The 23,077-nt window shown below is 69.9% G+C and carries 17 protein-coding genes; 3 read left to right on the top strand and 14 right to left on the bottom strand.

The window, feature by feature from the left end:
• The first annotated feature begins 15 nt into the window (after positions 1–15).
• Together SGLAU_RS03605 and SGLAU_RS03600 are read left to right on the top strand one after the other, a co-directional pair.
• Positions 16–825 carry a 3-hydroxybutyrate dehydrogenase gene (locus SGLAU_RS03605; protein ID WP_043498305.1) on the top strand — a complete coding sequence of 270 codons (810 nt, stop codon included), beginning with the start codon at positions 16–18 and terminating at the stop codon, positions 823–825.
• 70 nt (positions 826–895) lie between these two features.
• On the top strand, positions 896–2,863 hold the full coding sequence (locus SGLAU_RS03600) for a helix-turn-helix domain-containing protein (RefSeq protein WP_043498303.1): 1,968 nt from the start codon (positions 896–898) through the stop codon (positions 2,861–2,863).
• Positions 2,864–2,912: 49 nt separating this feature from the next.
• Here the strand turns inward: SGLAU_RS03600 and SGLAU_RS03595 are convergent, their stop codons facing one another.
• The 3 genes from SGLAU_RS03595 to SGLAU_RS03585 all read right to left on the bottom strand — a co-directional run bounded on the left by SGLAU_RS03595 (position 2,913) and on the right by SGLAU_RS03585 (position 5,914).
• Positions 2,913–4,298: an MFS transporter gene (locus SGLAU_RS03595; RefSeq protein ID WP_208868975.1), complete on the bottom strand. Its 1,386-nt coding sequence runs from the start codon at positions 4,296–4,298 to the stop codon at positions 2,913–2,915.
• Positions 4,299–4,660: 362 nt separating this feature from the next.
• Positions 4,661–5,032, bottom strand: coding sequence for a hypothetical protein (locus tag SGLAU_RS03590; protein WP_043498301.1), 372 nt, complete (start codon positions 5,030–5,032; stop codon positions 4,661–4,663).
• Between the two features lie 28 nt (positions 5,033–5,060).
• Positions 5,061–5,914, bottom strand: a protein-coding gene (locus SGLAU_RS03585) for an IS5 family transposase (protein WP_412556214.1) whose coding sequence is annotated in 2 segments (ribosomal slippage) — positions 5,061–5,653 and positions 5,653–5,914 — 855 coding nt in all. Because the reading frame shifts where the segments join, the coding sequence is not laid out codon by codon here.
• A gap of 466 nt (positions 5,915–6,380) precedes the next feature.
• On the opposite strand from SGLAU_RS03585, the gene SGLAU_RS32775 reads away from it, so the two are divergent.
• Complete coding sequence (locus tag SGLAU_RS32775; protein ID WP_052413595.1) at positions 6,381–7,475, top strand: 3'-5' exonuclease; 1,095 nt, start codon at positions 6,381–6,383, stop codon at positions 7,473–7,475.
• A gap of 21 nt (positions 7,476–7,496) precedes the next feature.
• Here SGLAU_RS32775 and SGLAU_RS03575 read toward each other — a convergent pair whose 3' ends face one another.
• The 11 genes from SGLAU_RS03575 to SGLAU_RS03525 form a co-directional block, all read right to left on the bottom strand.
• Positions 7,497–7,823, bottom strand: a complete 327-nt coding sequence (locus SGLAU_RS03575; RefSeq protein WP_043498298.1) for a hypothetical protein — start codon at positions 7,821–7,823, stop codon at positions 7,497–7,499.
• Positions 7,824–8,041: 218 nt separating this feature from the next.
• Positions 8,042–10,312, bottom strand: coding sequence for a hypothetical protein (locus SGLAU_RS03570; protein ID WP_043498295.1), 2,271 nt, complete (start codon positions 10,310–10,312; stop codon positions 8,042–8,044).
• A 250-nt stretch (positions 10,313–10,562) separates the two neighbouring features.
• Complete coding sequence (locus SGLAU_RS03565) at positions 10,563–12,059, bottom strand: UvrD-helicase domain-containing protein (RefSeq protein ID WP_078957574.1); 1,497 nt, start codon at positions 12,057–12,059, stop codon at positions 10,563–10,565.
• Positions 12,040–14,364, bottom strand: a complete 2,325-nt coding sequence (locus tag SGLAU_RS03560) for an ATP-dependent nuclease (protein WP_043498291.1) — start codon at positions 14,362–14,364, stop codon at positions 12,040–12,042. Before SGLAU_RS03560 ends, SGLAU_RS03565 begins: the two co-directional genes overlap by 20 nt.
• 419 nt (positions 14,365–14,783) lie before the next feature.
• Positions 14,784–16,181, bottom strand: coding sequence for a hypothetical protein (locus SGLAU_RS03555; protein ID WP_043498289.1), 1,398 nt, complete (start codon positions 16,179–16,181; stop codon positions 14,784–14,786).
• 662 nt (positions 16,182–16,843) lie between these two features.
• Positions 16,844–17,743, bottom strand: coding sequence for a TauD/TfdA dioxygenase family protein (locus tag SGLAU_RS03550; RefSeq protein WP_043498287.1), 900 nt, complete (start codon positions 17,741–17,743; stop codon positions 16,844–16,846).
• A 72-nt stretch (positions 17,744–17,815) separates the two neighbouring features.
• Complete coding sequence (locus SGLAU_RS03545; RefSeq protein WP_043498286.1) at positions 17,816–18,184, bottom strand: ferredoxin family protein; 369 nt, start codon at positions 18,182–18,184, stop codon at positions 17,816–17,818.
• Positions 18,181–19,794, bottom strand: a complete 1,614-nt coding sequence (locus SGLAU_RS03540) for an FAD-dependent oxidoreductase (protein ID WP_043498285.1) — start codon at positions 19,792–19,794, stop codon at positions 18,181–18,183. Before SGLAU_RS03540 ends, SGLAU_RS03545 begins: the two co-directional genes overlap by 4 nt.
• The gene (locus tag SGLAU_RS03535) at positions 19,791–21,146 is read right to left on the bottom strand and encodes an LLM class flavin-dependent oxidoreductase (RefSeq protein WP_043498283.1); all 1,356 of its coding nucleotides are present in this window, start codon (positions 21,144–21,146) and stop codon (positions 19,791–19,793) included. The genes SGLAU_RS03540 and SGLAU_RS03535 overlap by 4 nt, the downstream gene beginning before the upstream one ends.
• Before the next feature lie 125 nt (positions 21,147–21,271).
• Positions 21,272–22,231: an ABC transporter permease gene (locus SGLAU_RS03530; protein WP_043498280.1), complete on the bottom strand. Its 960-nt coding sequence runs from the start codon at positions 22,229–22,231 to the stop codon at positions 21,272–21,274.
• A complete protein-coding gene (locus SGLAU_RS03525; RefSeq protein WP_043498277.1) occupies positions 22,228–23,076 on the bottom strand; it encodes an ABC transporter ATP-binding protein in 849 nt (282 codons plus the stop codon). Before SGLAU_RS03525 ends, SGLAU_RS03530 begins: the two co-directional genes overlap by 4 nt.
• Position 23,077: the final 1 nt, after the last annotated feature.

Raw genomic sequence — 23,077 nt, 5'->3', positions numbered from 1 at the left:
GCCTAGGGTCGAGACATGACCCCGCCCCATGACCTGCCCGGCCCGACCGGGCCCTGTGCCCCCTCGCTCGACCTGGGCGGCCGCACCGCCCTCGTCACCGGCGCCGCAGGCGGCATCGGCCGCGCCTGCGCGCTGCGGCTCGCGGCCGCCGGAGCCAAGGTCAGAGCGGTCGACCGGGACGACGCCGGACTGGCGGCCCTCACCGGCCAGGCCGCGGGCCTGGCCGGGACCGTCGAACCGCACGTCCTCGACCTGACCGACCTGGACGCCGCCGAACTCGTCGCCGCGGGCACCGACGTCCTCGTCAACAACGCCGGACTGCAACTCGTCCGGCCCCTCGAGCAGTTCCCGCCCGACGTCTTCCACACCGTGCTCACCGTGATGCTGGAGGCGCCGTTCCGGCTGATCCGCGGCGCCCTGCCCCACATGTACGGACAGGGCTGGGGCCGGATCGTGAACATCTCCTCCGTGCACGGGCTGCGCGCCTCGCCGTACAAGTCGGCCTACGTGGCCGCCAAGCACGGCCTGGAGGGCCTGTCCAAGACCGCCGCCCTCGAAGGCGCCCCGCACGGTGTCACCTCCAACTGCGTGAACCCCGGCTACGTCCGCACCCCGCTCGTGGAGCGGCAGCTCACCGACCAGGCCCGGGCCCACGGCATCCCGGAGGAACGGGTCCTGTCCGAGGTGCTGCTCCAGGACAGCGCCGTCAAGCGGCTCATCGAGCCGGCCGAGGTCGCGGAGGCGGTGGCGTACCTGTGCGCACCGCAGGCCTCCTTCGTCACCGGCACCTCGCTGGTCCTCGACGGCGGCTGGACCGCGCACTGAGCCCCGCGGGCCGCCCCGGAGTTCTCCACAGGTCTGCCGGGGCGCCCGCGTCATGGTGAATCCTGTGAGCATGTCCCGCGATCATGTGCAGTCCGCTCCCGAGGCACCGGGCCCCCGGGCCAAGCCGGGCGCCGGCCTCGACACGCCGGCCGCCGCCGTCGAGGCGCCGTTCCTGGAACTGCTGGCCCGCGGCGCGTCCGCGGACGCCTACGAGCAGCCGGTCCTGCTCGCCCGCGCCGAGGGCCGGTCCGCCGAACGGATCGCCGCCCTGGAGCGCGCCAAGCTGCTCGCGCTGCGGGTCCGCGCCGAGCTCGAGGGACGGCGCCGCCGCGAGGCCGAGCTGTCCGCGCTGTTCGAGACCGCCCACGACCTCGCCGGGCTGCGCGACCTCGACGCCGTTCTCCAGGCGATCGTGCAGCGGGCCCGCTCCCTGCTCGGCACCGACGTCGCCTACCTCAGCCTCAACGACCCGGCCCGCGGCGACACCTACATGCGGGTCACCGAGGGCTCGGTCTCGGCCCGCTTCCAGCAGCTGCGGCTCGGCATGGGGGAGGGGCTCGGCGGACTCGTCGCCCAGACGGCCCGGCCGTACGTCACCGACGACTACTTCCGGGACGACCGCTTCCAGCACACCTCCGCCATCGACGCGGGCGTGCGCGACGAAGGGCTGGTGGCCATCCTCGGCGTGCCGCTGATGCTGGGCCCGCACGTCATCGGCGTGCTCTTCGCCGCCGACCGCCGCGCCCGGGTCTTCGAACGCGAGCAGATCGCGCTGCTCGGCTCCTTCGCCGCACTGGCCGCCGCCGCCATCGACACCGCCAACCTGCTCACCGAGACCCGCTCGGCCCTGGCCGGCCTGGAACGCGCCAACGAGATCATCCAGGACCGCAGCGCCGTCATCGAACGCGCCTCCGAGGTGCACGACCGGCTCGCCGAACTCGTGCTGCGCGGCGGCGGCGTGCACGACGTGGCCGCCGCCGTCTCCGAGGTCCTGGACGGCACGGTCGAGTTCACCGAGCCCGCCGGCGCCCCGGCCCGCGCGCTGGACGAGTCCCGCGCCGAGGGACACGCGGTGCGGCACCAGGACGACTGGATCGCCGCCGTCGCGGCCGGCGGTGAGCTCCTCGGCGCACTCGTGCTGCGCGGCCACCCCGGCCTCGACCCGGTCGACCAGCGCACCCTGGAACGCGCCGCGATGGTCACCTCCCTGCTCCTGCTCGCCCGCCGCTCCGCGGCCGAGGCGGAACAGCGGGTCCGCGGCGAACTCCTGGACGACCTGCTGGACGCGCGTGACCGCGATCCCCGCCTGCTGCGCGAACGCGCCGCACGGCTGCACGCCGACCTGGACGCCACCCATGTGCTGCTCGCCGCCCGGCTCGACGGCCCCGCCGCCGACGCCGACCAGGAGGCCGACGCACGGCGCCGCCTGTGGTCGGCCGCCTCCCACCTGGCCGCCACCCGCCGGGGACTGGCCGCCGCCCGCGACGGCGGCACCGTGCTGCTGCTGCCCCTGGCCCCCGGCGACAGCGCCACCGCGCTGGCCCGGCGCACCGCCCGCCACCTCGGCACGGCCGTCCACGAGGCGGTCACCGTCGGCGCCTCACCGCCGGTGCGGGACCTCGCCGCCCACCCGGACGACGTGGCCGGTGCCTACACCGAGGCCCGCCGCTGCCTCGACGCCCTGCGTCTGCTCGGCCGCGGCGGAGACGGCGCCGCCGCGGACGACTTCGGCTTCCTGGGCCTGCTGCTCGCCGGGGACCGGGACGTGCCGGGCTTCGTCGGCCGCACCATAGGCCCGGTGGTGGAGTACGACGAACGACGCGGCACCGAGCTGCTGCGCACCCTGGACGCCTACTTCGACTCCGGGATGAGCCCCGTCCGCACCAAGGACGCGCTGCACGTCCACGTCAACACCGTCGCCCAGCGCCTGGAACGCGTGGGCCGCCTGCTGGGCGACGACTGGCAGGCACCGTCGCGCGCCCTGGAGATCCAGCTCGCGCTGCGCCTGCACCGCCTCTCGGCACCGGAACGCCACTGACCGCGGTCCCCGGACGCGCGTGCCCGGGGACCGCGGCCGGCGGTGCCGCTCAGACGGTGTGCGCGTCCTCGGCCCGCGCGCGCTCGGGCGTTTCCTCCCCCGAGGGCTCGATGCCGGCCAGGTCGCGGTCGCGGGTCTCCTTGGCCACCGCGACGGCGACGACCGTCAGCAGCGCCGCCGCGATGACGTACAGCGCGATCCACGTCGAGCCGCCGGTGCCCTGCAGCAGGGCCGTCGCGATCAGCGGCGCGGGAGCGCCGGCCGCCACCGAGGCGAACTGGGCGCCGATGGAGGCACCGGAGTAGCGCATCCGGGTCGCGAACATCTCGGAGAAGAACGCGGCCTGCGGGGCGTACATCGCCCCGTGCAGCACCAGGCCCACGGTCACCGCGAGCAGCAGGCTGCCGAAGTGGGCGGTGTCGACGAGCGCGAAGAACGGGAACATCCACAGACCGACCCCGGCCGCGCCCAGCAGGTAGACGGGACGGCGACCGACCCGGTCCGAGAGCGCGCCCCAGAGCGGGATGACCGCGAAGTGGACGGCGGAGGCGATCAGGACGGCGTTGAGCGCGGTCTGCTTGGAGACGTCGGCCTCCGTGGTGGCGTACACGAGGATGAACGCGGTGATGACGTAGTAACTGATGTTCTCCGCCATGCGCGCGCCCATCGCGATGAGCACGTCCCGCCAGTGGTGCCGCAGCACGGCCACCAGCGGCAGCTGCTCGGCGTCCTTCGCCCGTGCCGTCTTGCGCGCCTCGGCCTGCGCGAGCGCCTCCCGGAAGACGGGTGACTCGTCGACGGACAGCCGGATCCACAGTCCGACGATCACCAGCACCCCGGACAGCAGGAACGGGATGCGCCAGCCCCAGCTCGTGAACGCGCTGTCCGACAGCACGGCGGTCAGCAGCGACAGCACACCCGTGGCGAGCAACTGCCCGGCCGGCGCCCCGGTCTGCGGCCACGAGGCCCAGAACCCCCGCCGTCGCGCGTCCCCGTGCTCCGACACCAGCAGCACGGCTCCGCCCCACTCACCGCCGAGCGCGAACCCCTGCACCAGCCGCAGCACGGTCAGCAGCACGGGTGCGGCGGTCCCGATCGTCGCGTGCGTCGGCAGCAGACCGATCGCGAAGGTCGCCCCGCCCATCAGCAGCAGACTGAGCACCAGCAGCTTCTTGCGCCCGAGACGGTCGCCGTAGTGCCCGAACACCAGCGCGCCCAGCGGGCGCGCCGCGAATCCCACCGCGTACGTCAGGAACGACAGCAGCGTGCCGACCAGCGGGTCGGACTCCGGGAAGAACAACTGGTTGAAGACGAGCGCGGCCGCGGAGCCGTAGAGGAAGAAGTCGTACCACTCGATGGTGGTGCCGATGAGGCTGGCGGCGACGATGCGTTTGAGGCTGGAGGGGGCTGGCGGAGCGGTCGCGGGGGAGGACATCGGCACCACTTCCTGGCGTTCGGCGGGGACGTTTACGTGTCGCCACACCGTAGGAATCTGCAGGTCAGGCGCACATGTGGCGGGGCAACATAGTTCGGGGGTCGTCTATGCGTGCGGCCACCATGCCGACTCATGGAAAGCGGTTCAGGGGACCGGTGGCGGTCAAAGCGAGTGCCGTCCGGGACGCGTAGTTCAGCACGATTTGACGGTGCCGTGCTGACTCCCGTGCTGGTTTGGTGCTGACTAAAAGCCCACGTCATCACCCGTCCTCACCTGTCCCGTGCTGACTTGGTGCTGACTGCGCTCCGTTGAACTCGGGCATCTGGGATTGATCGACTCAGACCGCGTTTGAGATCTGCTCTCTACTCGGCGCCATAGCTGATGCCGAAGACGCGAGTGATGCAGGCGTCGAGTAGGCAGGCGAACGCCTGAGCGGAGACCACCGCCGGAGCAGGGATAACACCGGCGTCGCCGGCATCAACGATGTAGTCGATGTCGGCCCACCCGCCGCGGTAGAGGACAACGAGGAGTTCGGCCTCATTCGGACCGTGCAGATGAATGCCAACCGAGTCGGGGTCGTTGACCTCGGAGCGCTCTGTCTTCAATTGCTGGGGCCACGGGGCCGCCCCGTCGCGCCAGGTTACGGGCGCGGCGAACAGCCCCGCCGCCTGCCACGCAGGCCGGCGGTCCGCGACAGCGGCAGCCGCTTCATCGAGGTCTACGACACGCTCCATGCAGCGATCATCGCCTACGGGTCTGGTTCTACTCCCCAGCGGTGCGGCGCAAGGGGCGAAGACCTGGACGCGTGGCCGGGCATCCTCGGGCGAGCCGGCGGACCATAACGCCGATCATGGCCCAGCGGATCATGGTCTCGGCGTGGGTGGGGCTCGTCTCGTAGTCGCGGGCGAGGCGGCGGTGGGCGGTCAGCCAGGAAAAGGTTCGCTCGATCGCCCACCGCTTGGGCTGAACCTGGAAACCACGCTGTCCGGGGTCCTTGCGGACGATCTCCAGCTCGCGACCGAGGATGTGGGTGGTCCAGTCGACCAGGCGGCCGGCGAAGCCCTGATCGGCCCAGACCTTCCGTACGGACGGGTAGTCCAGGCGTGCCCACAGCAGCGGGCGCCTGGCACCGTCGCGGTCCTGGGTGCTCGCGGTTATGACGTGGACGGCCAGCAGCAGGCCGAGGGTGTCGGTGACCAGGAACTGCTTGCGACCCTTGACCTTCTTGCCAGCGTCGAAACCGCGTGTGGCCGCGGGGACGGTGTCGGCGGTGCGGACGGACTGCGAGTCAATCAGCCCGGCGCTCGGCTCCGCACTCCGACCCTCGGCCCGGCGGACCTGGGCGCGCAGGGCGTCGTGACGCGGACGACGGTGCCCCCGTCGTGCCAGCGTACGAAGTACCAGTACACGGTCTGCCAGGGTGGGAAGTCGTGCGGCAACTGCCGCCAGGCGCAGCCTGTCCGCACCACGTAGAAGATCGCGTCCACGATCCGTCGTCGCGGGTGCTTCTCGCGTCGCCCGCCCTTCGGCCCCGTCCGTGGCGGCGGAAGCAGCGGCTCCACCAGCGTCCACTGCTCATCGGTCAAGTCCGATGGATACCCCCCAGTAGCGGTCACGGCAGGCTCAACGACCGCTTCCACCAGGAGACATGGCAGATCTCAAACGCGGTCTGAGACGAATTCGGCAACGGGTGATGCCTGCAGCCGGACGTCCGGCTGCAGGCATCACCCGTTCGGCTTGGTGCTTGAGGATCGTTGGACTGACGTCTGTTCACCTGCACCCGTCTTCGCCTTGGTGTGTCTGCGAAACACGGTCCTCATGAAGCTGGCTATGTGGATGGTGTACCAGGTGTTGTGTGGAAACGCGGCCACAGCGGATGGGTCTGGTTGCGGATCTCAAAACCCTTGAGACTTGGCGATTTCGTAGGGTGATATGTCTAGGTTATGCCGGATGTGTGCGACGGTACGGTCGTGCAGATGACGAGTTTTGCCTGGCCGCGTCCGCAGCGGCGTGAGGTGCCTTCTACGATCTTCTCCGTCATCCAGTTTCCCGTCCGTATGGTCGGCTACTCAGGGTAGGCGCATGTACTTCGACCCGTGGTCCCCCGAACCGTTTCTCCAAGCTCTGGTGGAAGCCCTCCCTGACGGGTGGAGCGGGATGTGTACGAAGCCTCACCCGGAAGGCGGCGAGTACGAGGACCTGCGACTGCGGGAGATGACTCGCGATGCTCTCGTCTGGGCGGAGTTCCTGAGCCCAGACGAGGCGACGTCACCTGGAGAGCGGATTCTGATCGGGTTGGAAGCCGGGGACATGTCCACCCGGTACGGCCTCACCATTGGACTGTTGAAGGGACCTGGTGCCGCTTCGGCGCTGTTCCTGTCATTGCCCGGCAACCCCGTCGACAATCAGCAGGAGTTCTACCGCCTGCCCGCCAACACCACACCAGCGGAAGTCGCGCACGTCCTGTGCCAGTTGAGTCGCGCCGCCGACCGGAGTGTGGTGGACGACATCCTTCACGAGGCTGCCGCAGACACGCGTTACCCGACCGGATGGTTTCCTGGAGAACGGATCATCGTCCTCGACCTGGAAACGACCGGCCTGAACGAACACCAAGACCGGATCGTGGAGGCGGCCTGGCTGCTGGCGGACCGGCGGGCGCTGGCCTGGGACAGCGTTCTCATCAATCCCGGCGTACCGGTGAAGGACTCCTATCGGATCCACGCCATAGACGACGTGACAGCCCTCCACCACGGCCGCAATCCCCGGGAGGCCATCGACGAGGTGACTGGAGCGGTTGCCAAGCACATCGTCGACGGTGCCACTCTGGTCGTGTTCAATCGAACCTTCGACCTGCCATTCCTCGCCGCGGAGTGCCGACGTCACGGCCTGCCCACTCTGGAAGACCGAGTAGGACGGCCGTTGAAGGTCGTGGACCCCATGCGGATCCACCAGAGCGTTCAGCGCCGTGGGGGAAGCAGCAAGCTGGTCGACCTGGCGCTCCTGTACTCCCCTGGGAACACCGCCTCGCACAGTGCCCTTGGTGACTGCTTGGCCACCTGGGACGTGCTGGCTGCGCTGTGCCGTAACGAGAGCAGGGCCATTGTGCGCCGGGCGTTCAACGGGTCCGCGCGTGAGGCCCAAGAGCTGACACTACGACACCTGCTCGCCTTGAGCTGACCTCGTTACAGTGCGCCGGTCTCAGCCGCGACCGGCGCGTTGAGCATGGTCGCGGACCTCACCGGCGACGATGCGTCGCTTGTACCGCCACAGATGCTTGCGTTCCTCCGTCGTGAGGTTGTCCGCGAGGCGGTTTACCTCGCCCCAGGCCGCCGACCGGGCCGCGCGGGCGGAGGCCCAGTCACCTCTCTCGACGGCTTCGCGTAGCTCCTCCATCAGCGCCAGCAGCGGCTTGCGAGCTTCCTTCTGCCGTCTGCTGAACGGTACCGACTTCACGGTGGCTTGCCGCTGTTCCCAGTCGGGCCCGCCGGTCAGTAGGTGCACGCGGGGGCGCCATCGGTGAGTCATGACACATTCTCCTTCGTCTCGCATTACTGGCAGGTGGGCTCCGGCTCGGTAACGAGATCAGGTAGCCGTACCTGGCTGTCAGACGACCAGGGCAATGTGCAGTGCCCTGGTGAGGGCGACATACGGTGAGCGATGATGGTCCCTGCCATGGTCGAGTTCATGGGTCGGTGTTGCTGCCTCGGGCTCTTCCAAGTCGACGGAACCGGCTTTCTCCGGCCTCAGCCGGCCGAGCCCTTCGGGAGCCAGTCCGCGAAGATTTCCGGGAGGCGGTTCAGGTCCTCGGCCGTGACGGTGACGAGCCGCAGACCGTGGTGGCGGGCCAGTTCCCGCTTGCGGGCGACCTTCGCCACGTACGCCTCCTGCGTCATGAGGCCCAGGGCCTCGACGAACGTGCCGTCCGCCAGGCGCCAGTCCGCCCGCAGGCCGGTCGTGTTGAGCTCCGGGTGCCGCGGATAGGCGGGCTCCGGTTCGTGCGCCACGCCCCGGTGGTGGAGGAAGTCGTCCACGTGCCGCTCGAACAGGGAGCGGCACAGATGCCCGTCCGTGGCCCTGGTCGTCGTACCCAACGAGGTGCGCACCCCGTCCGTGATGAGCCCCGCGTGCGCCAGCCACTCCGTCCAGGTACGGGCCGGACGCGTCGGCCGCACACTCAGCACCGCGGAGCCGGGGCGCGGCAGCAGGAAACGGCAGAGCAGCACCTCGTCGACCAGGGCGTGGTCCTCGAAGGGAACTCCGACGCGGTCCAGCTGGGTGAGGGACGGCGGCCCGGAGAACTCGGCCTCCGCCAGCCTGCGCAGCGCGTACACGATCGCCTCCGTCCACGCTCCGTCCACTCCGGTGTCCCGCAGCACTCCGCCCCTCGCCAGGGCACAGCAGCCATGGCAGTAGAACAGCCCCGGGCGGGCCGACTGAGCGGAGCGCCCGCAGAGCCGGCACGGTCCGCGCTCGGCCAGGTTCACGGGCGTGCCGAAGAGCGCCTCCAGCGCTCGCCGGTAGTACGAGTTCTCCGCCGCGTCGTCGATGAGCGGCGGCAGCAGGCTGCCGGCCCGCGCGGCGAGCGCCTCCCCGTCGTCGGGCTTCGCATTGAGCCACCGGCGGTGGAGCTCCGGGATCAACCGCTGCGCGGCGGCCGTCACCCGGCTGTAGCTGCTGACGGGGCTGATCTCGGCGGGCGCGACCGCGGCACGGAGGTTGTGCTGTTCTACCTCCTCGTGCGGTGTACCCCAGGTTACGAGCAGGGGACGCACGCCGTGCCGGAGTAGCAGCACCGTCAACGGCTCGGCGAGCGACGCGGCGTACACGGTGAGCGTGCCCGAGTCCGGGTCGAACCAGCCGGCCTCGGGAAGTCGGCTCCGGGGCACACCTGGCCTGGAGAGCCGGATCGACCACTTGTCCCCGCCCGCGACGACCACGGCGTCCGGGAAGCCGTCGAGGGACGCCAGGTCCTCGGGAGCGTCCACGTCCACCCCGTGCGCACGCAGCGCGTCGAGCGCCTCGGCGCGCACCCGCTCGTCCACCAGGGTGAGCGGGCCGTCCGGCTCGTGGTACTGCCCCACCTCCACGCCTGATCCGTCCAGGATGAGGATCCGAGTGTGGTAGAAGACGGACCGGGTGACGGCGCGCAGGTCACGGAAACCGTGTGGCGAGGTTCGGTACGTCTCCCAGGCGTGCAGGAGCGGCTGTGCCTCGGCGTCCCGGCGGCGGCGCGCGCGCTCGCGCTCGGTCTCCCGGCCCCAGGCCCCGCCGGCGGCGCGGTGGCTCAGACCGGTGCGCAGCCGGACGGCGAGACGTTCGGCGAGGGCCCGGCGCAGGTCCCGCTCGACACCGGACGGGGCCGGCCCCCTTTCCGCGCACCGGTCGGCCTCCCGCCGGTGAGCGGCCAGGTAGTCGTCCACCAGGGCGCGCACGGTCTGACGCTCGGGCAGCAGGACCCGGATCGAACCGACCGCGTACCCGAACGCCTTCTGCTCCGCCCACGACACCAGCTCGTGGCGGCTGGGTTCCCAGTCCGCGTCGTCCTCGTCCTCACCGCCCTCGTCGTCCTCGTCGTCGTAGAAGCGGCTGTCGTCCTCGAGGTCGTAGAGCTCTATCCATCCGTGACAGCCGACGGGTATCCCCGTCTCCTCGGTGAGCTCGCGGATGCTCTCGCTCGTGACGTGCAGGGCGCTGCTGTAGAGGTAGCCCATGTGCCGGTCGAGGACGGACCCGCCGTGGCAGGGCGGGGCGGTGACCGACACGGCACACGTGTCGTAGTCGTTGTCGGGCCGGGGGACCAGACCCACGCGTACGGGTATGACGGCACCGTCCTTCGCCTTGGGCGCCGCCGGCCTGATGTTCTCCCTCCGTAGCCGGTCCAGGACGAACGCGCGCAGGGCGGGGACGGAGTCGTCGAAGACCGCGAACCCCGGGGAGTAGTCCTTCGCCGGGTCGCCCGGGATCATGAGGAGACCCACGTCGGGGACGTACTGGATCGTGTCTCTGCTCGACATGCGCGAATTATGTCAAAGGCATATGCACTTCCATGACTCAGACGGGCGGATCACATAGAGGCAGCGGGGCCCAAGCCTGCCACTGAGTGGGGCCTGTTCCATGTTGCCGTCTAGGCACGGTTCAGCCTTGGTGCTGATTATGTAGCGTTGAAGTTCAGCACCTGGCGCCAGTTGGGTGGGGTTTGGTTCTCGCAGGCCGCATGCGGTGCGCCGACGAGGTGAGGCAGCGTGCACGGCCGCGGTCTATGGATCAGAGGGCGATGGTGAGGTGCCGTGCTCTGGTCAGGGCGACATATAGCGAACGATGCTCTTCGACCTGGAGGACGAGGCCGGTGTGAAGCGCTGCCACGTCGCTCTCCTCCAGCCGGACCCCGACAGCGTCCCACTCCCGTCCCTTGGCCTGGTGGCACGTCAAGCCGGGGACGAGTCGGTCGTGCCTGACCTGAGATTTCGCCCGGAGGCTCTGCAGGCCGGAGAGTGGAACTCGATCGTGCGTGATCAAGGACTTCACGGGTAGTTCCGTGATCAGCACGTTCACGAAGTCGCGCCAGATGCTCCGCACGCTGTCAGTGCCAGCCAGCGCTTCCAGAGTGTGGTGGAGGTGCGGGCGCAGTTGTTCCAGAACATCGCGGTTCGTGATGCCCAAGGTGATCAGGGCGTCGTTGAGGAAGACAGCCTGTATGCCGAGCGAGCGCTCGGTCATTTCGTTGAGAAGTAGTGTGCAGGCGGCTCCTTGGAACTGTCCTGTCAGCGGCTTGATTGCGAGGGGCAGCACGTGGGTGTCCGTGTTCCAGAGTGTTCTCCACTGGCGAGCAAGGACGACGTCGGCATCCTGAACGCGGCCGATGGGAAGTGTGGTGCTTTCGCCGTGGCGGAGTCGCTGTGCCAGCGTCTGCTGGGTGCTGGTGGACCACCGGAACGAGGTGTGGAGGTCCCTCCTGGCGAATCTGTGATGCGTGATGAGCTGTGAGACTTGTTCGGGGCGAGCCCCACGGAATCCGTAAAGGGCCTGCCACGGGTCTCCGACCAGAGTGAGATCGATACCGGTGTCAACGGCGAGGTGGATGAGCCTGAGGTCCAAGTCGTTCGCGTCATAGATCTCGTCGATGATCAGAGACCTGATTGTGGAGCCCAGGTAGGAGGCGACGGATGCCCTTGTCCGTGGTTGCTGGAGCGCGAGTTGCAGCACCTCGCGCACGTTGTCATGGGTGCACTGGCCTTTGTCGACGGCTGCGAGGAAATCGTCTGGCGCAGGGTGACTACCAGCTCTCGACTGCTGCACGGAGACCGCGATGATCCGTGTGCCGTTCAGGGCCAGAACGGGCTTCAGTTTCCTGGAAGCGGTGGGCAGACGGCTCCGCCAGGTGTCTAGCACCTCCAACTCCCGATGTCCTCCGGGCCATTGCAGAGCACCGATCTGCAAGAGATGAGCGAGTACGTCGCACAGAAGAGCGTCGAGGGTGGCGACGCGGTGAGGCCAGGCGAGCGCCGAGGGCCCCCAGTACCGCAGAACCCGGTTGCGTATCTCCTCGGTGGCGGAGCGGGTGAAACTGACGGCCACGACGGCTCGGTGGTCGGCTGTGTGTGTGAAGCGGTGGAGTCCGAAGCGCTGGGCGGAAACTGTGGTTTTGCCCGAGCCCGGGGCCGCTTCTATGTACAGACAGCGCTGGGCGTTGCCGACGGCAAGAACTTGTTCGGGCGTGAGGCGGATGCGGTCGGACGGCGTGTCAGGACTCTTCATGGTCATCGGCGTCCACGCGTGGCGCGGCCGTCGGCCAGCGACTGGGCTGCTGGGGGTGAGGAAGGGGCCAGGCACGCCGTGGTGGAGTCATCGGCTGGGGCCGGCCGTTAGGGCGATCAGTGCTCAGGGCGTCCCATGGAAGCAGTTCCGGCTCCGGTACGGGGATGCTCGCCTCGTACTCGGCTGCCTCGAGTGACCTTTCCAGGTCGACCAAGTCATCGGGCCAGTCGATGTCTTCCACGTCCTCTGGAGACGGAACAGGGTCCCGGTCGGCATCCGCCATGAGCCAGGCCGGGGGCTCGGTAAAGACGTCGCCGGGCTCGTCGGCGCCGCCACCGGTCTGGTCCTCGGCGGCCGCCTGGTCCGCCGTATCGGATGGGTACAGGAAGTCGAAGAGCTCCTGGAGATGCTTGGGTACGGTCGCGGAGACGTACCACTCATCAGGGCCCAGTTCGCCCTCGTTAAACTTCATGAGGCGATCGGCGAGTGCCAGAGCGAACTCGGCCTTCCTGCTGGCACCCGGTCCGGCAGGAGTGCCCTGGCGCCTGCCACGGAAGAACGCGTGGATGCTCTGGGGCGTGATCTCGTCCGCCTCGAAGTCGAGGCCGATGTCGTCCATCGCCAGTACGATGAGGAACTCGTTGCCCTCGGTGATGGCCGGTTCCAGGGTCGGGTGGCTGATGAAGGCGCCGACGACCGAGGGGTCGTGCTCACCGATCCATGCTGGCTTGCGGGGTTCCTCTTCGAAAGGCTGATCGCTGTCCCGCAGGATCGCCAGCTTGGTGCACAGCTCAACGCCTCGTGTGGCCAACAGATGGGCAGGCCATTGGCCGACCTTCGTTCCCACCGGAACAATGCTGAGCGCATCGATGAAGGCTTGCTTGACCGCGTCCTCGCCGGCCCAAGTCCGCCCAAATTCCCGCACGACAGCCACTTCGGTCACCCCCTCGACAAGCACCAGGCGCTCCGCGAAAAGCGCAGCCGACCGGCTCGCATCCAGATGGAGCCGGGTCATGCGCAGCGTCACAGCCCGGTCCTTGGGCGGTACGACCTTAGCGACGGCTCGGCAGACCCTCCCCTGCGGAGCGCGACGCACGATCACGAGTTCCTCCGGAGCGCAGGAGGTGATGACGTCCGAGGCATGGCTGGAGAGGATGACCTGGAGCTCCGGCCGGTCCCTGACGGCTCTACGGAGGTATCGCACAAGGCCGTGCTGCAACTGCGGATGGAGATGCGCCTCCGGCTCCTCGATCACGACGGTTGCGTGGAACGGCGCCGTCTGGAAGAAGGAGTCCTCGACGGACTCGGCTTCCGCCTGCGCCTGGACCAGGTTGTCGAGAATCTCCTGTACCTGCTCCTCCTCGTTCGGCGGCTCAAGGTCGGCCGTCTCCTGGCCCTGCGCACCACCGGGAGGAAGATCTGAGGAATCGGGTATCGCGGCCAACGTGACCGCTATGTGGAGCAGGTTCACATAGCCCAGCCCAGAGACCTCCAAGGGCCGTGCGGACGAGCGGCCCTCGATGACCGCAAGCATCAGCTCCAGGACGCGGGCCAGGTAGCCGTCGTCGACAACCTGACCGCGTATGTAGGGCCAGTGCTGATTCACGCCGGCGGACAGGGTCGCCAGATGGTCGCGGATCCGCTCTTCAACGGCGTCGATGAGACTGTTCTTGGCCAGATCTTCGAGCAGTTGGGAGGCGCGTGCCCTGAGAGCCACCAGATTCCGACTGCCATGCAGACGCTGCTGCTGGGCCCGCAGCAATTCCACCAGAATCCTTACTTCACGCCGGGCCAGCTCGTCCAGAGGGTGTCGCCACGCCGGCAAGTAGATCAGTTTGTACGGGTCCAGGTTCTGCTGTGCGCCGAACGCCGAGTTGACTTTCGTGGCGACGGTCCCGAGCCTGCGGCTGAGGGAGACGCTCCAGCGCTCTGCGACTCCGCCGAGGCTGCGGTGGCGCGTGTCGTACAGTTGGCGGCCCAGTCTTCCCTCCAAGCCGAGGCTGTCGCTGAGCGTGTACGTGACGTCGATGGTTCGGTCCGTGTTTGCGGGAGCCAGTGCGGCAGAGCCGAAACGCGGCAAGCTCGGAAAGCGACTGCTTGGATGGGCCAAGTAGAGCGCGTCGGTGAGGGTCGTCTTTCCCGCGCCGTTCGCTCCGATCAACACGCTGAACCGTCCCGGCAGTTCACAGACCAGCGGGTCCTCGACGCTCGCACGCAGACCGCTTACCGACACACGACTCAGATGCACCAGCCACCCCCGAGGTTTGAACGCACATCGCTGATCATCATCGTGCACTATGTCGACGAACATGCCGCACTTCCGTTCAGAACCGGCCATGAGGGATAGGCCCTCGCGGAGAACCTCTGGATGCTCATCAAGACCGAGGGCCTGCGCGGCCGCACCTTCGCCACCCGGGCCGAGGCGAACCTCGCACTCTTCGAGCCCCAGCCCCGTCGAGTTCGAAGAGCAGCACTACGCCGAACAGGCAGCGACCGAACGAGCGAACCTGAAACCCCGCCAACCTGCCCTGACCAGCTGATCAGCCCCTCCCGAGCAACGGGGGAACCTCAGTCTGCTCCGAGTCGGTGCCACTGGGCCCGGTAACCACCAGCGCAGGCACTCCACAATCGGCTACCTTGCGCCGGTCGCTTTCGAACAGAGATCCACTACGCTGGCCATCGTTGTATGGCAACCGGTGTCCACGATCAAGGTGGAAGCCCTTCCCTCCCTCAGGAGCTTTCTTCGGCGTCCTGCGTCGGCAGCACCCGCAGAGCCATCACGGTGCCGTCGTCGCCGAAGGAGACGGGTCCCCACAGTGGGGACGTGGTGCTGGTCGGGTAGGTGTCGCGTAGCTCGTACGCCCGGTTTCGGTATCCCTCCACCTGTCCTTTGACCAGCAGGTCGTACAGTTCCTCGGCTATTCCTGAGAACGCCTCGACGCGGATCCGGTTGAGTCGGAACACTTGATCGGTTCCGACGTAAACCGTCGGACCTATCTTGTGCCGCGCGTCCCGGACGCTGGACGAACCGGCGAAGGTCTGCTGCTTGTAGTGTTTGTGGCCCTGCTTGTCGGTCAGGTACTGGGCGATTTCGGTGCCAGCTCCGGCGAAGGCCAGTTGGCCTGCGGCTCCGGTGCGTGCGAGCAACTGGCCGTACCAGCCGAGCTCCTTGCGGGGGATGAAGAACCCGTCCTGGATCCGTTCTCTGTGGCCGTCGGCAGGTACCTTCACCGCGCCGGCGTACGCAAGGTTCCGCTCCGACAGCACTGCGTCCGCATTCCGTCGCCCTGTGGCCGGCCTTGCGGGCAACAGTCCTTCGCCCGGTGCCTGCAGAGCATTGACGGTGATGCCGTCCAGCGCGAGTAGTTCGGTGGACATCAAGAGGCACGGCGTGGTGTTCCACTCGGCGAGGTGGAAGTGCTCGGCGCGCTCGCTGCCCCTGGCCAGCTGCTTGAATGCTGAGCGGTCGGCCTTGGCGGTGCGCTTGGTGGCCTTTTGATGGTTGCCGTTGACCGTCACCACGAAGACACGCGACGGCTCGCCCGGGCGCCAGGCTTCGATGAAGAAGTCGGGTCGTGGCCGGGCGCCCAGGGACGGCCGCGGGCCGAAGCGCGCGAAGCCCGCCAGGAGTATGGCTTCCGCATCCAGAGTGGAGACCATGTGGCCCGGGAAGCGGTTCCGGACGGTGCGTTCAGCGACGGCGAGTCCGAAGGCTCGGCCCAGTTCCCGTGCCTGCATGGCCCTGTAGGAGAGTTCCGGGCTCTGGCCCTCGTCGGTGAGGGCCATGTGGCTGCTGGGACCGGCGGCCACGGCCTGGCAGTACTTCAGTCCTTGCCAGTGTTCGGCCAGCCCTCTGCCACGTCCTTGACGGGCAAGGGTGGTGGCTCGCGCGAAGACGCCCAGCAGGTCCCAGGGGGTGGAGACGAGATCCTGTCGGTCGGCGTCTCGTAACGGTCCGAGTTCAGGTTTACGGGGACTCGGTTCTTTCTCGTCCTGCTTCCGTGCGCGTTGTCGATCGATAGCCGCGGCTGCCTTGTTCGTGTCCGTGACCAGAGCGGCGGTCGAATTGATACGGACGGGGATCTTTACGCTGAGCCGGCCGAGTACCTCTTCCGCAGATGCTGACATGGCTCGGCACCGTACGAGCGCAGGTATGGGCGCACGCAAGTGCGCATAGGCGCTCGCGTTGCCTCAGCAAGGCGGACACGATCGTCGGTCCGTCAGGCAGGTCAGGAGGACGAAGCCACCGTGTCGTCAGGTGCACCTCGCCCGCTTCGGCGATTCGCGTGGCGTCGTCCCTCATCGGGCGGTTGGCTTATTCCTGCTGGCTCGGGCTGTTGGTAACGCTGAGTAACCGTTTTCGGAGGCCGTCGGGGGCCGTGGAGCGAGCAGCGACGCAGGTCGGCCGGCACCGAGTCAGCGTGCCATGAACCCCGTGCTGGTTCCGTGCTGACTTCGAAGGCCGGAATCACGGAAAACCGCAGCTCCTAGCCCTGATCGAATGAGTTGTCGTACCACTCGATGGTGGTGCCGATGAGGCTGGCGGCGACGATGCGCTTGAGATTGGACGGGGCTGGGGGAGCGGTTGCTGCGGAGGCCATGTGCGCCACTTCCTCGCGGTGGGGACGGGTACGTGCTGGCACACGGTAGGAAGCCGCAGATCAGAGGCGTATGTGGTGGGGCACCATAGTTTTGGGGGTGAGGGTGCGCGCGCCCACCATGGAGCAGCGGCAGGGGCCTGCGGACCGCCGGCGCAGGGACGGGGGTCCCTGCCCCGGCGGCCGCGGGTGTCAGGCCGCCGCGGGGGTGTAGTGGGAGGCGTCGTCGCCCTCGAGGACGCGGCTGAGGGTGCCGTCGACGCCCGCGGGAACGTCGCCCGCGACGGTCACCCGGTGCAGCAGGCGCGGCAGGTCGCCGTAGTCGTCGGGCGCGTAGTGCTGGGTGATGCGGTTGTCGAACAGGACGAGGTCGCCCGGCCTCCAGGCCACCCGCACGATGTTCTCCGGGCGGGTGACGTACGACTGGAAGACGCGCAGCAGGTCCCGGGAGTCGGAGGGGCCCAGGCCGACGATGCTCTGGGCGAAGCCGCCGATGAACAGCCCGCGCTCCCCGGTCTCGGGGTGGACGCGGACGACCGGGTGGGCGGTGCGGTACGTGCGGGAGACGAACCGCCTGCGGTGTTCGGCCGCCTTCTCGCTCCTCGGGGCGGCGTAGTCGTAGTCGTTGGTGTGTACGGCCCACAGCTTGTCGGCCAGCTCGCGCAGCGGCTCGGGCAGGTCCCGGTACGCGGCGGCCGAGTTGGCGATGAGGGTGTTGCCGCCGTAGGGCGGGATCACGATGCCGCGCAGGGTGGACGCCTTCGGCGGCGTGCGGACGAAGGTGACGTCGGTGTGCCACTGGTTGGCGCGGATGCCCTCGTCGCCGTCGACGGGCAGGATGTGGGGCTGGCCGTCGACGGACGGCACCGTGGGGTGCGCGGTGGTGAGTTCGCCGAAGAGGGAGGCGAAGCGGAGCTGGCCGGCGTCGTCGAGGTGCTGGTCGCGGAAGACGAGCGCCTTGTGCTCCAGGAGAGCGGAGTTGATCTCGGTGACGAGGGCGGGGTCGAGGTCGGCCGAGAGGTCCACGCCGAGGATCTCGGCGCCGATCCGGCCGCCGATCCTGCGGACGTCGAAGCCGGTGCTGGTGGTCATGTGGCGGGTGTTCCTTCCAGGAGGCCGTCAGCCGGTGAGCCGGCGGCGAGGGGTCATCGGGCGGGGTGGCCGTCAGGAGGTGATGGGCGGGGAGGCTCCCCCGGACCCCGGCGGCCCGAGGGAAGGGCCGACGGCCCGCAGGGCGGCGGGCGTGCGGCCCGGGCCCCAGCCGAGGTGCCGGCGGTAGCTGCCGAGCAGGCCGGTACGGTCCAGGTGCTCCTGGTCGCGGGCGGGGGAGTCGTCGGGCAGCGGGCGGGTCACGGGTGCGACGTACAGCGCGTCGGCCGGGCAGTTGGCCTCGCACTGGAAGCAGGTCTGGCAGTCGTCGCGGCGGGCGAGCACGGGGACACCGTCCGCGCCGCGGTCGAAGACGTCGGTCGGGCAGACCTTGATGCACTTGTCGCAGGCGATGCAGCGTTCCGCGGAGACCAGTTCGATCACGAGGCCACCCCCAGCGGTGCCGCCGGCGCGGACGGGACGGCCGCCAGGGGCTCGGTGCGGGTCCACACCCGGTCGAGGCCCCCGGTGACGACGCGGTGGTGCTGGGCGGGGTCCTGCGCCGGGAAGTCGAGCCGCTTGGCCATGCCCCGGGTCTCGGTGCGGGCCAGCGCCGCGGCGTACATCCAGCGGGCGTGCGCCGCCATCGCCGCCGCCTGCCGGGCCCGCACCGCTTCTCCGCCCGCGGCGTGCAGGGACGCGCGGGACGCCTCCCACACGCTGTCGAGCACCTCCAGCGAGGCGGTGAGCCGGTCGCCGTGACGCAGGTAGTTCTTCTCGTACGGCAGCACTTCGCCCTGGACGGCGGCGACGACGTCCCGGAAGCCGCCGGCGGGGCCCGGGACGCCGGTGGGCCGCAGCCCGGCGCCGCCCGCGGCCACCAGGCGCCTCGTGGCGGAGCGGACGCCGAGGGAGCGGGCGTGGCGGGCCGCGCCCCGCCCGGCCCAGGTGCCGGAGGAGATGGCCCAGGCGGCGTTGTGGCTGCCGCCGCCGGTGAAGCCGCCGCAGATCAGCTCACGCGTCGCCGCGTCCCCGGCCGCGTACAGGCCGGGCACGGTGGTGGAGCAGTCGTCGCCGGTGATGCGGATGCCGCCGGTGCCGCGCACGGTGCCCTCGGCGAGCAGCGTGACGGCGAAGCGCTGGGTGAACGGGTCGATGCCGAGCCGGTCGAAGGTGAGGAAGAAGTTGGGCTGGGCCAGCCGCATCGCCCGCCGGGCCGCCGCGTCCGCCCGGTCGAGGCGGCAGTACACCTTCCCGCCGAGCAGCGCCCGCGCGATCACGGACCGGCCGCCCTGGCTGGCCGCGCCCTCCAGGACGGTGCCGTCCTCGTGGTAGAAGGTCGCGAAGGAGTAGAACGCGGTCTTGGTGACGGAGGTGCCCTCGGGCGCGATGCCGTACGCGTTGGAGAACTCCATCCCGGACAGCTCCGCGCCCGCCTCGGCGGCGAACAGCGCGCCGTCACCGGTGTTGACGTTGCAACCGAGCGCGCCGCTGAGGAACGCGCAGCCGCCGGTGGCCAGGACGACCGCCCCGGCACGCACCCGGTACGGCTGTCCGGCCTGGCGCCGGTACCCCCTGGCGCCCGCGACCGCCCCGGAGGGGTCGGTGAGCAGTTCGGTGACCGGGCTGTGGTCGAGGACGCGGGCCCCGGCGCGCTGGACGCGGATGCGCATCCTGCGCATGTACTCCGGTCCCTGGAGGCCGTTCCTGAGCTGCTTGCCGTCCGGTCCGGTGGGGAAGGGGTAGCGCGCGGCCGCCGCCAGCTCGTTCACGCCCTCGTACGTCTGGTCCAGGACCCGGGCCATCCAGCGCCGGTCGGCCAGGAATCCGCCGAGCGCCTCCCGGCTCGCCATGGCCGCCTCCCGGGCGGCGGGCTCCGGAGGGACGTACCAGACGCCGGTTCCCGCGGAGGCGGTGGCGCCGCTCGTGCCGCAGTACCCCTTGTCGGCGAGGACGACGTCGGCGCCGTCCTGGGCCGCCTTGAGCGCGGCCCAGGTGGCCGCGGGGCCGCCGCCGACCACCAGGACGTCCGTGGTGAGGTCGAGTCCGGTCATGCGGGCCGTCCTCCCGCCGCGGCCGCCGCGGCCAGCCGGTTGGCGGGGCGGGGCAGTCCGTAGTTCTCGCGCAGGGTGCGGCCGGTGTACTCGGTACGGAACAGGCCGCGCCGCTGCAGGACCGGCACCACGTGGTCGACGAAGTCCTCCAGGCCGCCCGGCAGATGGGGCGGCATGATGTTGAAGCCGTCGGCGGCGCCCTGGGTGAACCACTCCTCGAGCTGGTCGGCGATCTGCTCCGGGGTGCCGGCGAAGACGCGGTGGCCGCGGCCGGCGCCGAGGCGGGCGATCAGCTCGCGCAGGGTGAGCCCGTCGCGGCGGGCGAGTTCGGCGACGAGCGTGAAGCGGCTCTTGTTGCCGTTGATGTCCCGCTCCTCGGGCAGCTCGGGCAGCGGCCCGTCGAGCGGCAGCCCGGTCAGGTCGGTGCCGAGCATCCCGGAGAGCTGGGCCAGGCCGTAGGCGGGGACCTGGAGGTCGGTCAGCTCCTGCTCCAGCGCGCGGGCTTCGGCCTCGGTGGAGCCGATGACGGGGGCGATGCCGGGGAGGATCAGCAGCTGGTCCTCGGTCCGGCCGTAGCGGGCCAGCCGGGACTTGAGGTCCTTGTAGAACGCCTGGCCGTCGGCAAGGGTCTGCTGGGCGGTGAAGACGGCCTCGGCGTACTGGGCGGCGAACTCCTTGCCGTCCTCCGACGAACCGGCCTGCACCAGCAGCGGGTAGCCCTGCGGGCTGCGCGGCACGTTCAGCGGGCCCTGCACCCCGAAGTGCTCCCCGCGGTGGTTGATCTCCCGCACCTTGTCGGTGTCGGCGTAGACGCCGCTCTCGCGGTCGAGCAGGATCGCGTCGTCCTCCCAGCTGTCCCACAGCTTGGTGGCGACCTCGACGAACTCCCGGGCCCGCGCGTAGCGCAGCCGGTGCTCCAGGTGCTCGTCCCGGCCGAAGTTGCGGGCCTCGTTCACGGTGCCGGAGGTGACGATGTTCCAGCCCGCCCGGCCGCCGCTGATGTGGTCCAGGGAGGCGAACTTGCGGGCGGTGTGGAAGGGCTCGTTGAAGGTGGTGGAGACGGTGGCGATCAGGCCGACGTGCTCGGTGACCGCCGCCAGGGCGGACAGCAGGGTCAGCGGTTCGAAGCCGCCGAGCGCGTTGTGCCGGACCTTGCCCCACAGGGCGAGGCCGTCGGCGAGGAAGACCGAGTCGAGCAGGCCGCGTTCGGCGGTCCGCGCGAGCTGCTGGAAGTAGCGCAGGTCGGTGACGCGTTCGGGCTGGGTGCGCGGGTGGCGCCAGGCGGCGTCGTGGTGGCCGGCGTTCATCAGGAAGGCGTTGAGGTGCAGGCGCCGGGGGGCGGTCGCGGGCATGGGGTTCCTCGGATCGGGGGCGGTGGGACGGCGGGGGTGGGGCCGGCGGGGGCGGCACCGGCGGGCCGCAGGCGGCGCAGCCGTACGACGGGACCGGCCGGCGAGGGGACGAGCGGGTGGCCGGGTCAGCCGGCGGGTACGCGCCAGGAGCTGAGCCGCCGCTCCACGGTGACCAGGAACTGGTTGAAGGCCACGCCGATGGCGGAGATCGTGATGATGCCGGCGTACATCTGCGGGATCGCGAAGTTGAACTGCGAGGCGTTGATCAGATAGCCGAGGCCCGCCTTCGCGCCGATCATCTCGGCGGCCACCAGCACCAGGATCGACACCGCCCCGGCCAGCCGGATGCCGGTGAACATCACCGGCACCGACGCCGGCAGGATGACCTTCTGGAACAGCCGGGGCGCGGACAGGTCCATCGACTTCGCCAGCTTCAGCAGCGTCGGGTCCACGTTGCGGACCGCGCTGATGGTGTTCAGCAGGATCGGCCAGGTGCACGCGTACACCACGATGGAGATCTTCGAGGTCTCACCGATGCCCAGCAGCAGCACGAACACCGGCAGCAGGGCCAGCGCGGCGGTGTTGCGGAACACCTCCAGCAGCGGCCCGAGGAGGTCGGCGACCGGCCGGTACCAGCCGATCAGCAGACCGAGCGGCACGGCGACGGCCACGGCGATGCCGAAGCCGCTGAAGGAACGCGTCAGACTGGCACGCGCGTTGTCGGCGAGCTGACCGTTCGCGGCCAGCTCCCACCAGGCGCGGGCGACCTCGCTGAACGGCGGCAGGAAGGTCCGGTCGGCCAGGCCGAACCGCGGCGCGGTCTCCCACAGCAGCACCAGAGCCAGGATCGCCGCCGACCTGACCGCCCCGTCGAGCAGCAGACGCGGCAGCCGGCGGGACGCCTTGCGCAAGGCGGCCGCCACGGGGGCGACCCGGTGCCCGTCCGACGGCGACGCCCCCGGTGGCCCGGAGGCCGCGGACGTGGCGGAGGGAGGGCGGGGGGCGGGCTGGGCCGGACTCACCGGGTCCGGCGTCGTGGTCTTCTCGGTGGCCGTGCCGGTCGTGGTGCTCGTCGTGGTGCTCATACGGCAGCGCTCTCCTTCTCCAACTGCTGGGCCCTGGCCACCTCGTCGTGCAGCAGCGACCAGATCTCGTGCCGGTGCCGCGCGAACTCGGGACTGGAGCGGAGGTCGTCCGTCGCCGTACGGGAGCCGAGGGCGACCGGCACGATCCGCTTGATGCGGCCCGGCCTGGACGTCATGACGGCGACGCGCTGTCCCAGGTAGACGGCCTCGTCGATGCCGTGGGTGATGAAGACGACGGTCTTGCCGGTGCGCTGCCAGATGCGCAGCAGCTCGTCCTGCAGCGACTCCCTGGTCTGGGCGTCCAGCGCGGCGAACGGCTCGTCCATCAGGAGCACGTCGGGGTCGTAGGCGAGGCTGCGGGCGATCGCCACCCGCTGCCGCATCCCGCCCGACAGCTCGTGCGGGTGGCGGTCCTCGAAGCCGGACAGACCCACCAGCTCCAGGAACTCCCTGGCCCGGGCGGATCGCCGACGCCGTGGGACGCCGGTGGCCTCCAAACCGAACTCGACGTTGCCCTGCGCCGTGCGCCACGGCAGCAGCGCGTACTGCTGGAAGACGATGCCCCGGTCCAGGCCCGGCCCGGTGACGGGCCGGCCGTCCAGCAGGATCCGCCCGGCGGTGGGCCGGGTGAGGCCGCCGAGCAGGTCCAGCAGGGTCGACTTCCCGCAACCGCTGGGACCGACCAGGACGACGAACTCGCCGGCCGCTATCTCCAGGTCGATGCCGTCGAGGGCGGTGAAACGGGCGGTCCGCCCGTCCCCCTTGCGGTCCTTGACGGTGAAGTCCTTCCGTACGCCCTCGAAGACGACCTTGGGCGTCGTGCTCCGCGTGGTGGACTCGGGCATG

This window comes from Streptomyces glaucescens, assembly GCF_000761215.1.
GTDB lineage: Bacteria > Actinomycetota > Actinomycetes > Streptomycetales > Streptomycetaceae > Streptomyces > Streptomyces glaucescens_B.
The sequence above is the reverse complement of the archived record's forward strand: the minus strand, read 5'-3'. Positions and strand labels throughout refer to the sequence as shown.

Excerpts from the sequence above, each read along its gene's own strand:
- SGLAU_RS03560 (WP_043498291.1), bottom strand. The coding sequence starts at position 14,364 with ATGTTCGTCGACATAGTGCACGATGATGATCAGCGATGTGCGTTCAAA.
- SGLAU_RS03590 (WP_043498301.1), bottom strand. The coding sequence starts at position 5,032 with ATGGAGCGTGTCGTAGACCTCGATGAAGCGGCTGCCGCTGTCGCGGAC.
- SGLAU_RS03530 (WP_043498280.1), bottom strand. The coding sequence starts at position 22,231 with ATGAGCACCACGACGAGCACCACGACCGGCACGGCCACCGAGAAGACC.
- SGLAU_RS03555 (WP_043498289.1), bottom strand. The coding sequence starts at position 16,181 with ATGTCAGCATCTGCGGAAGAGGTACTCGGCCGGCTCAGCGTAAAGATC.
- SGLAU_RS03550 (WP_043498287.1), bottom strand. The coding sequence starts at position 17,743 with ATGACCACCAGCACCGGCTTCGACGTCCGCAGGATCGGCGGCCGGATC.
- SGLAU_RS03600 (WP_043498303.1), top strand. The coding sequence starts at position 896 with ATGTCCCGCGATCATGTGCAGTCCGCTCCCGAGGCACCGGGCCCCCGG.
- SGLAU_RS03605 (WP_043498305.1), top strand. The coding sequence starts at position 16 with ATGACCCCGCCCCATGACCTGCCCGGCCCGACCGGGCCCTGTGCCCCC.
- SGLAU_RS03540 (WP_043498285.1), bottom strand. The coding sequence starts at position 19,794 with ATGACCGGACTCGACCTCACCACGGACGTCCTGGTGGTCGGCGGCGGC.
- SGLAU_RS03570 (WP_043498295.1), bottom strand. The coding sequence starts at position 10,312 with ATGTCGAGCAGAGACACGATCCAGTACGTCCCCGACGTGGGTCTCCTC.
- SGLAU_RS03525 (WP_043498277.1), bottom strand. The coding sequence starts at position 23,076 with ATGCCCGAGTCCACCACGCGGAGCACGACGCCCAAGGTCGTCTTCGAG.
- SGLAU_RS03595 (WP_208868975.1), bottom strand. The coding sequence starts at position 4,298 with ATGTCCTCCCCCGCGACCGCTCCGCCAGCCCCCTCCAGCCTCAAACGC.
- SGLAU_RS32775 (WP_052413595.1), top strand. The coding sequence starts at position 6,381 with ATGTACTTCGACCCGTGGTCCCCCGAACCGTTTCTCCAAGCTCTGGTG.
- SGLAU_RS03535 (WP_043498283.1), bottom strand. The coding sequence starts at position 21,146 with ATGCCCGCGACCGCCCCCCGGCGCCTGCACCTCAACGCCTTCCTGATG.
- SGLAU_RS03575 (WP_043498298.1), bottom strand. The coding sequence starts at position 7,823 with ATGACTCACCGATGGCGCCCCCGCGTGCACCTACTGACCGGCGGGCCC.
- SGLAU_RS03565 (WP_078957574.1), bottom strand. The coding sequence starts at position 12,059 with ATGACCATGAAGAGTCCTGACACGCCGTCCGACCGCATCCGCCTCACG.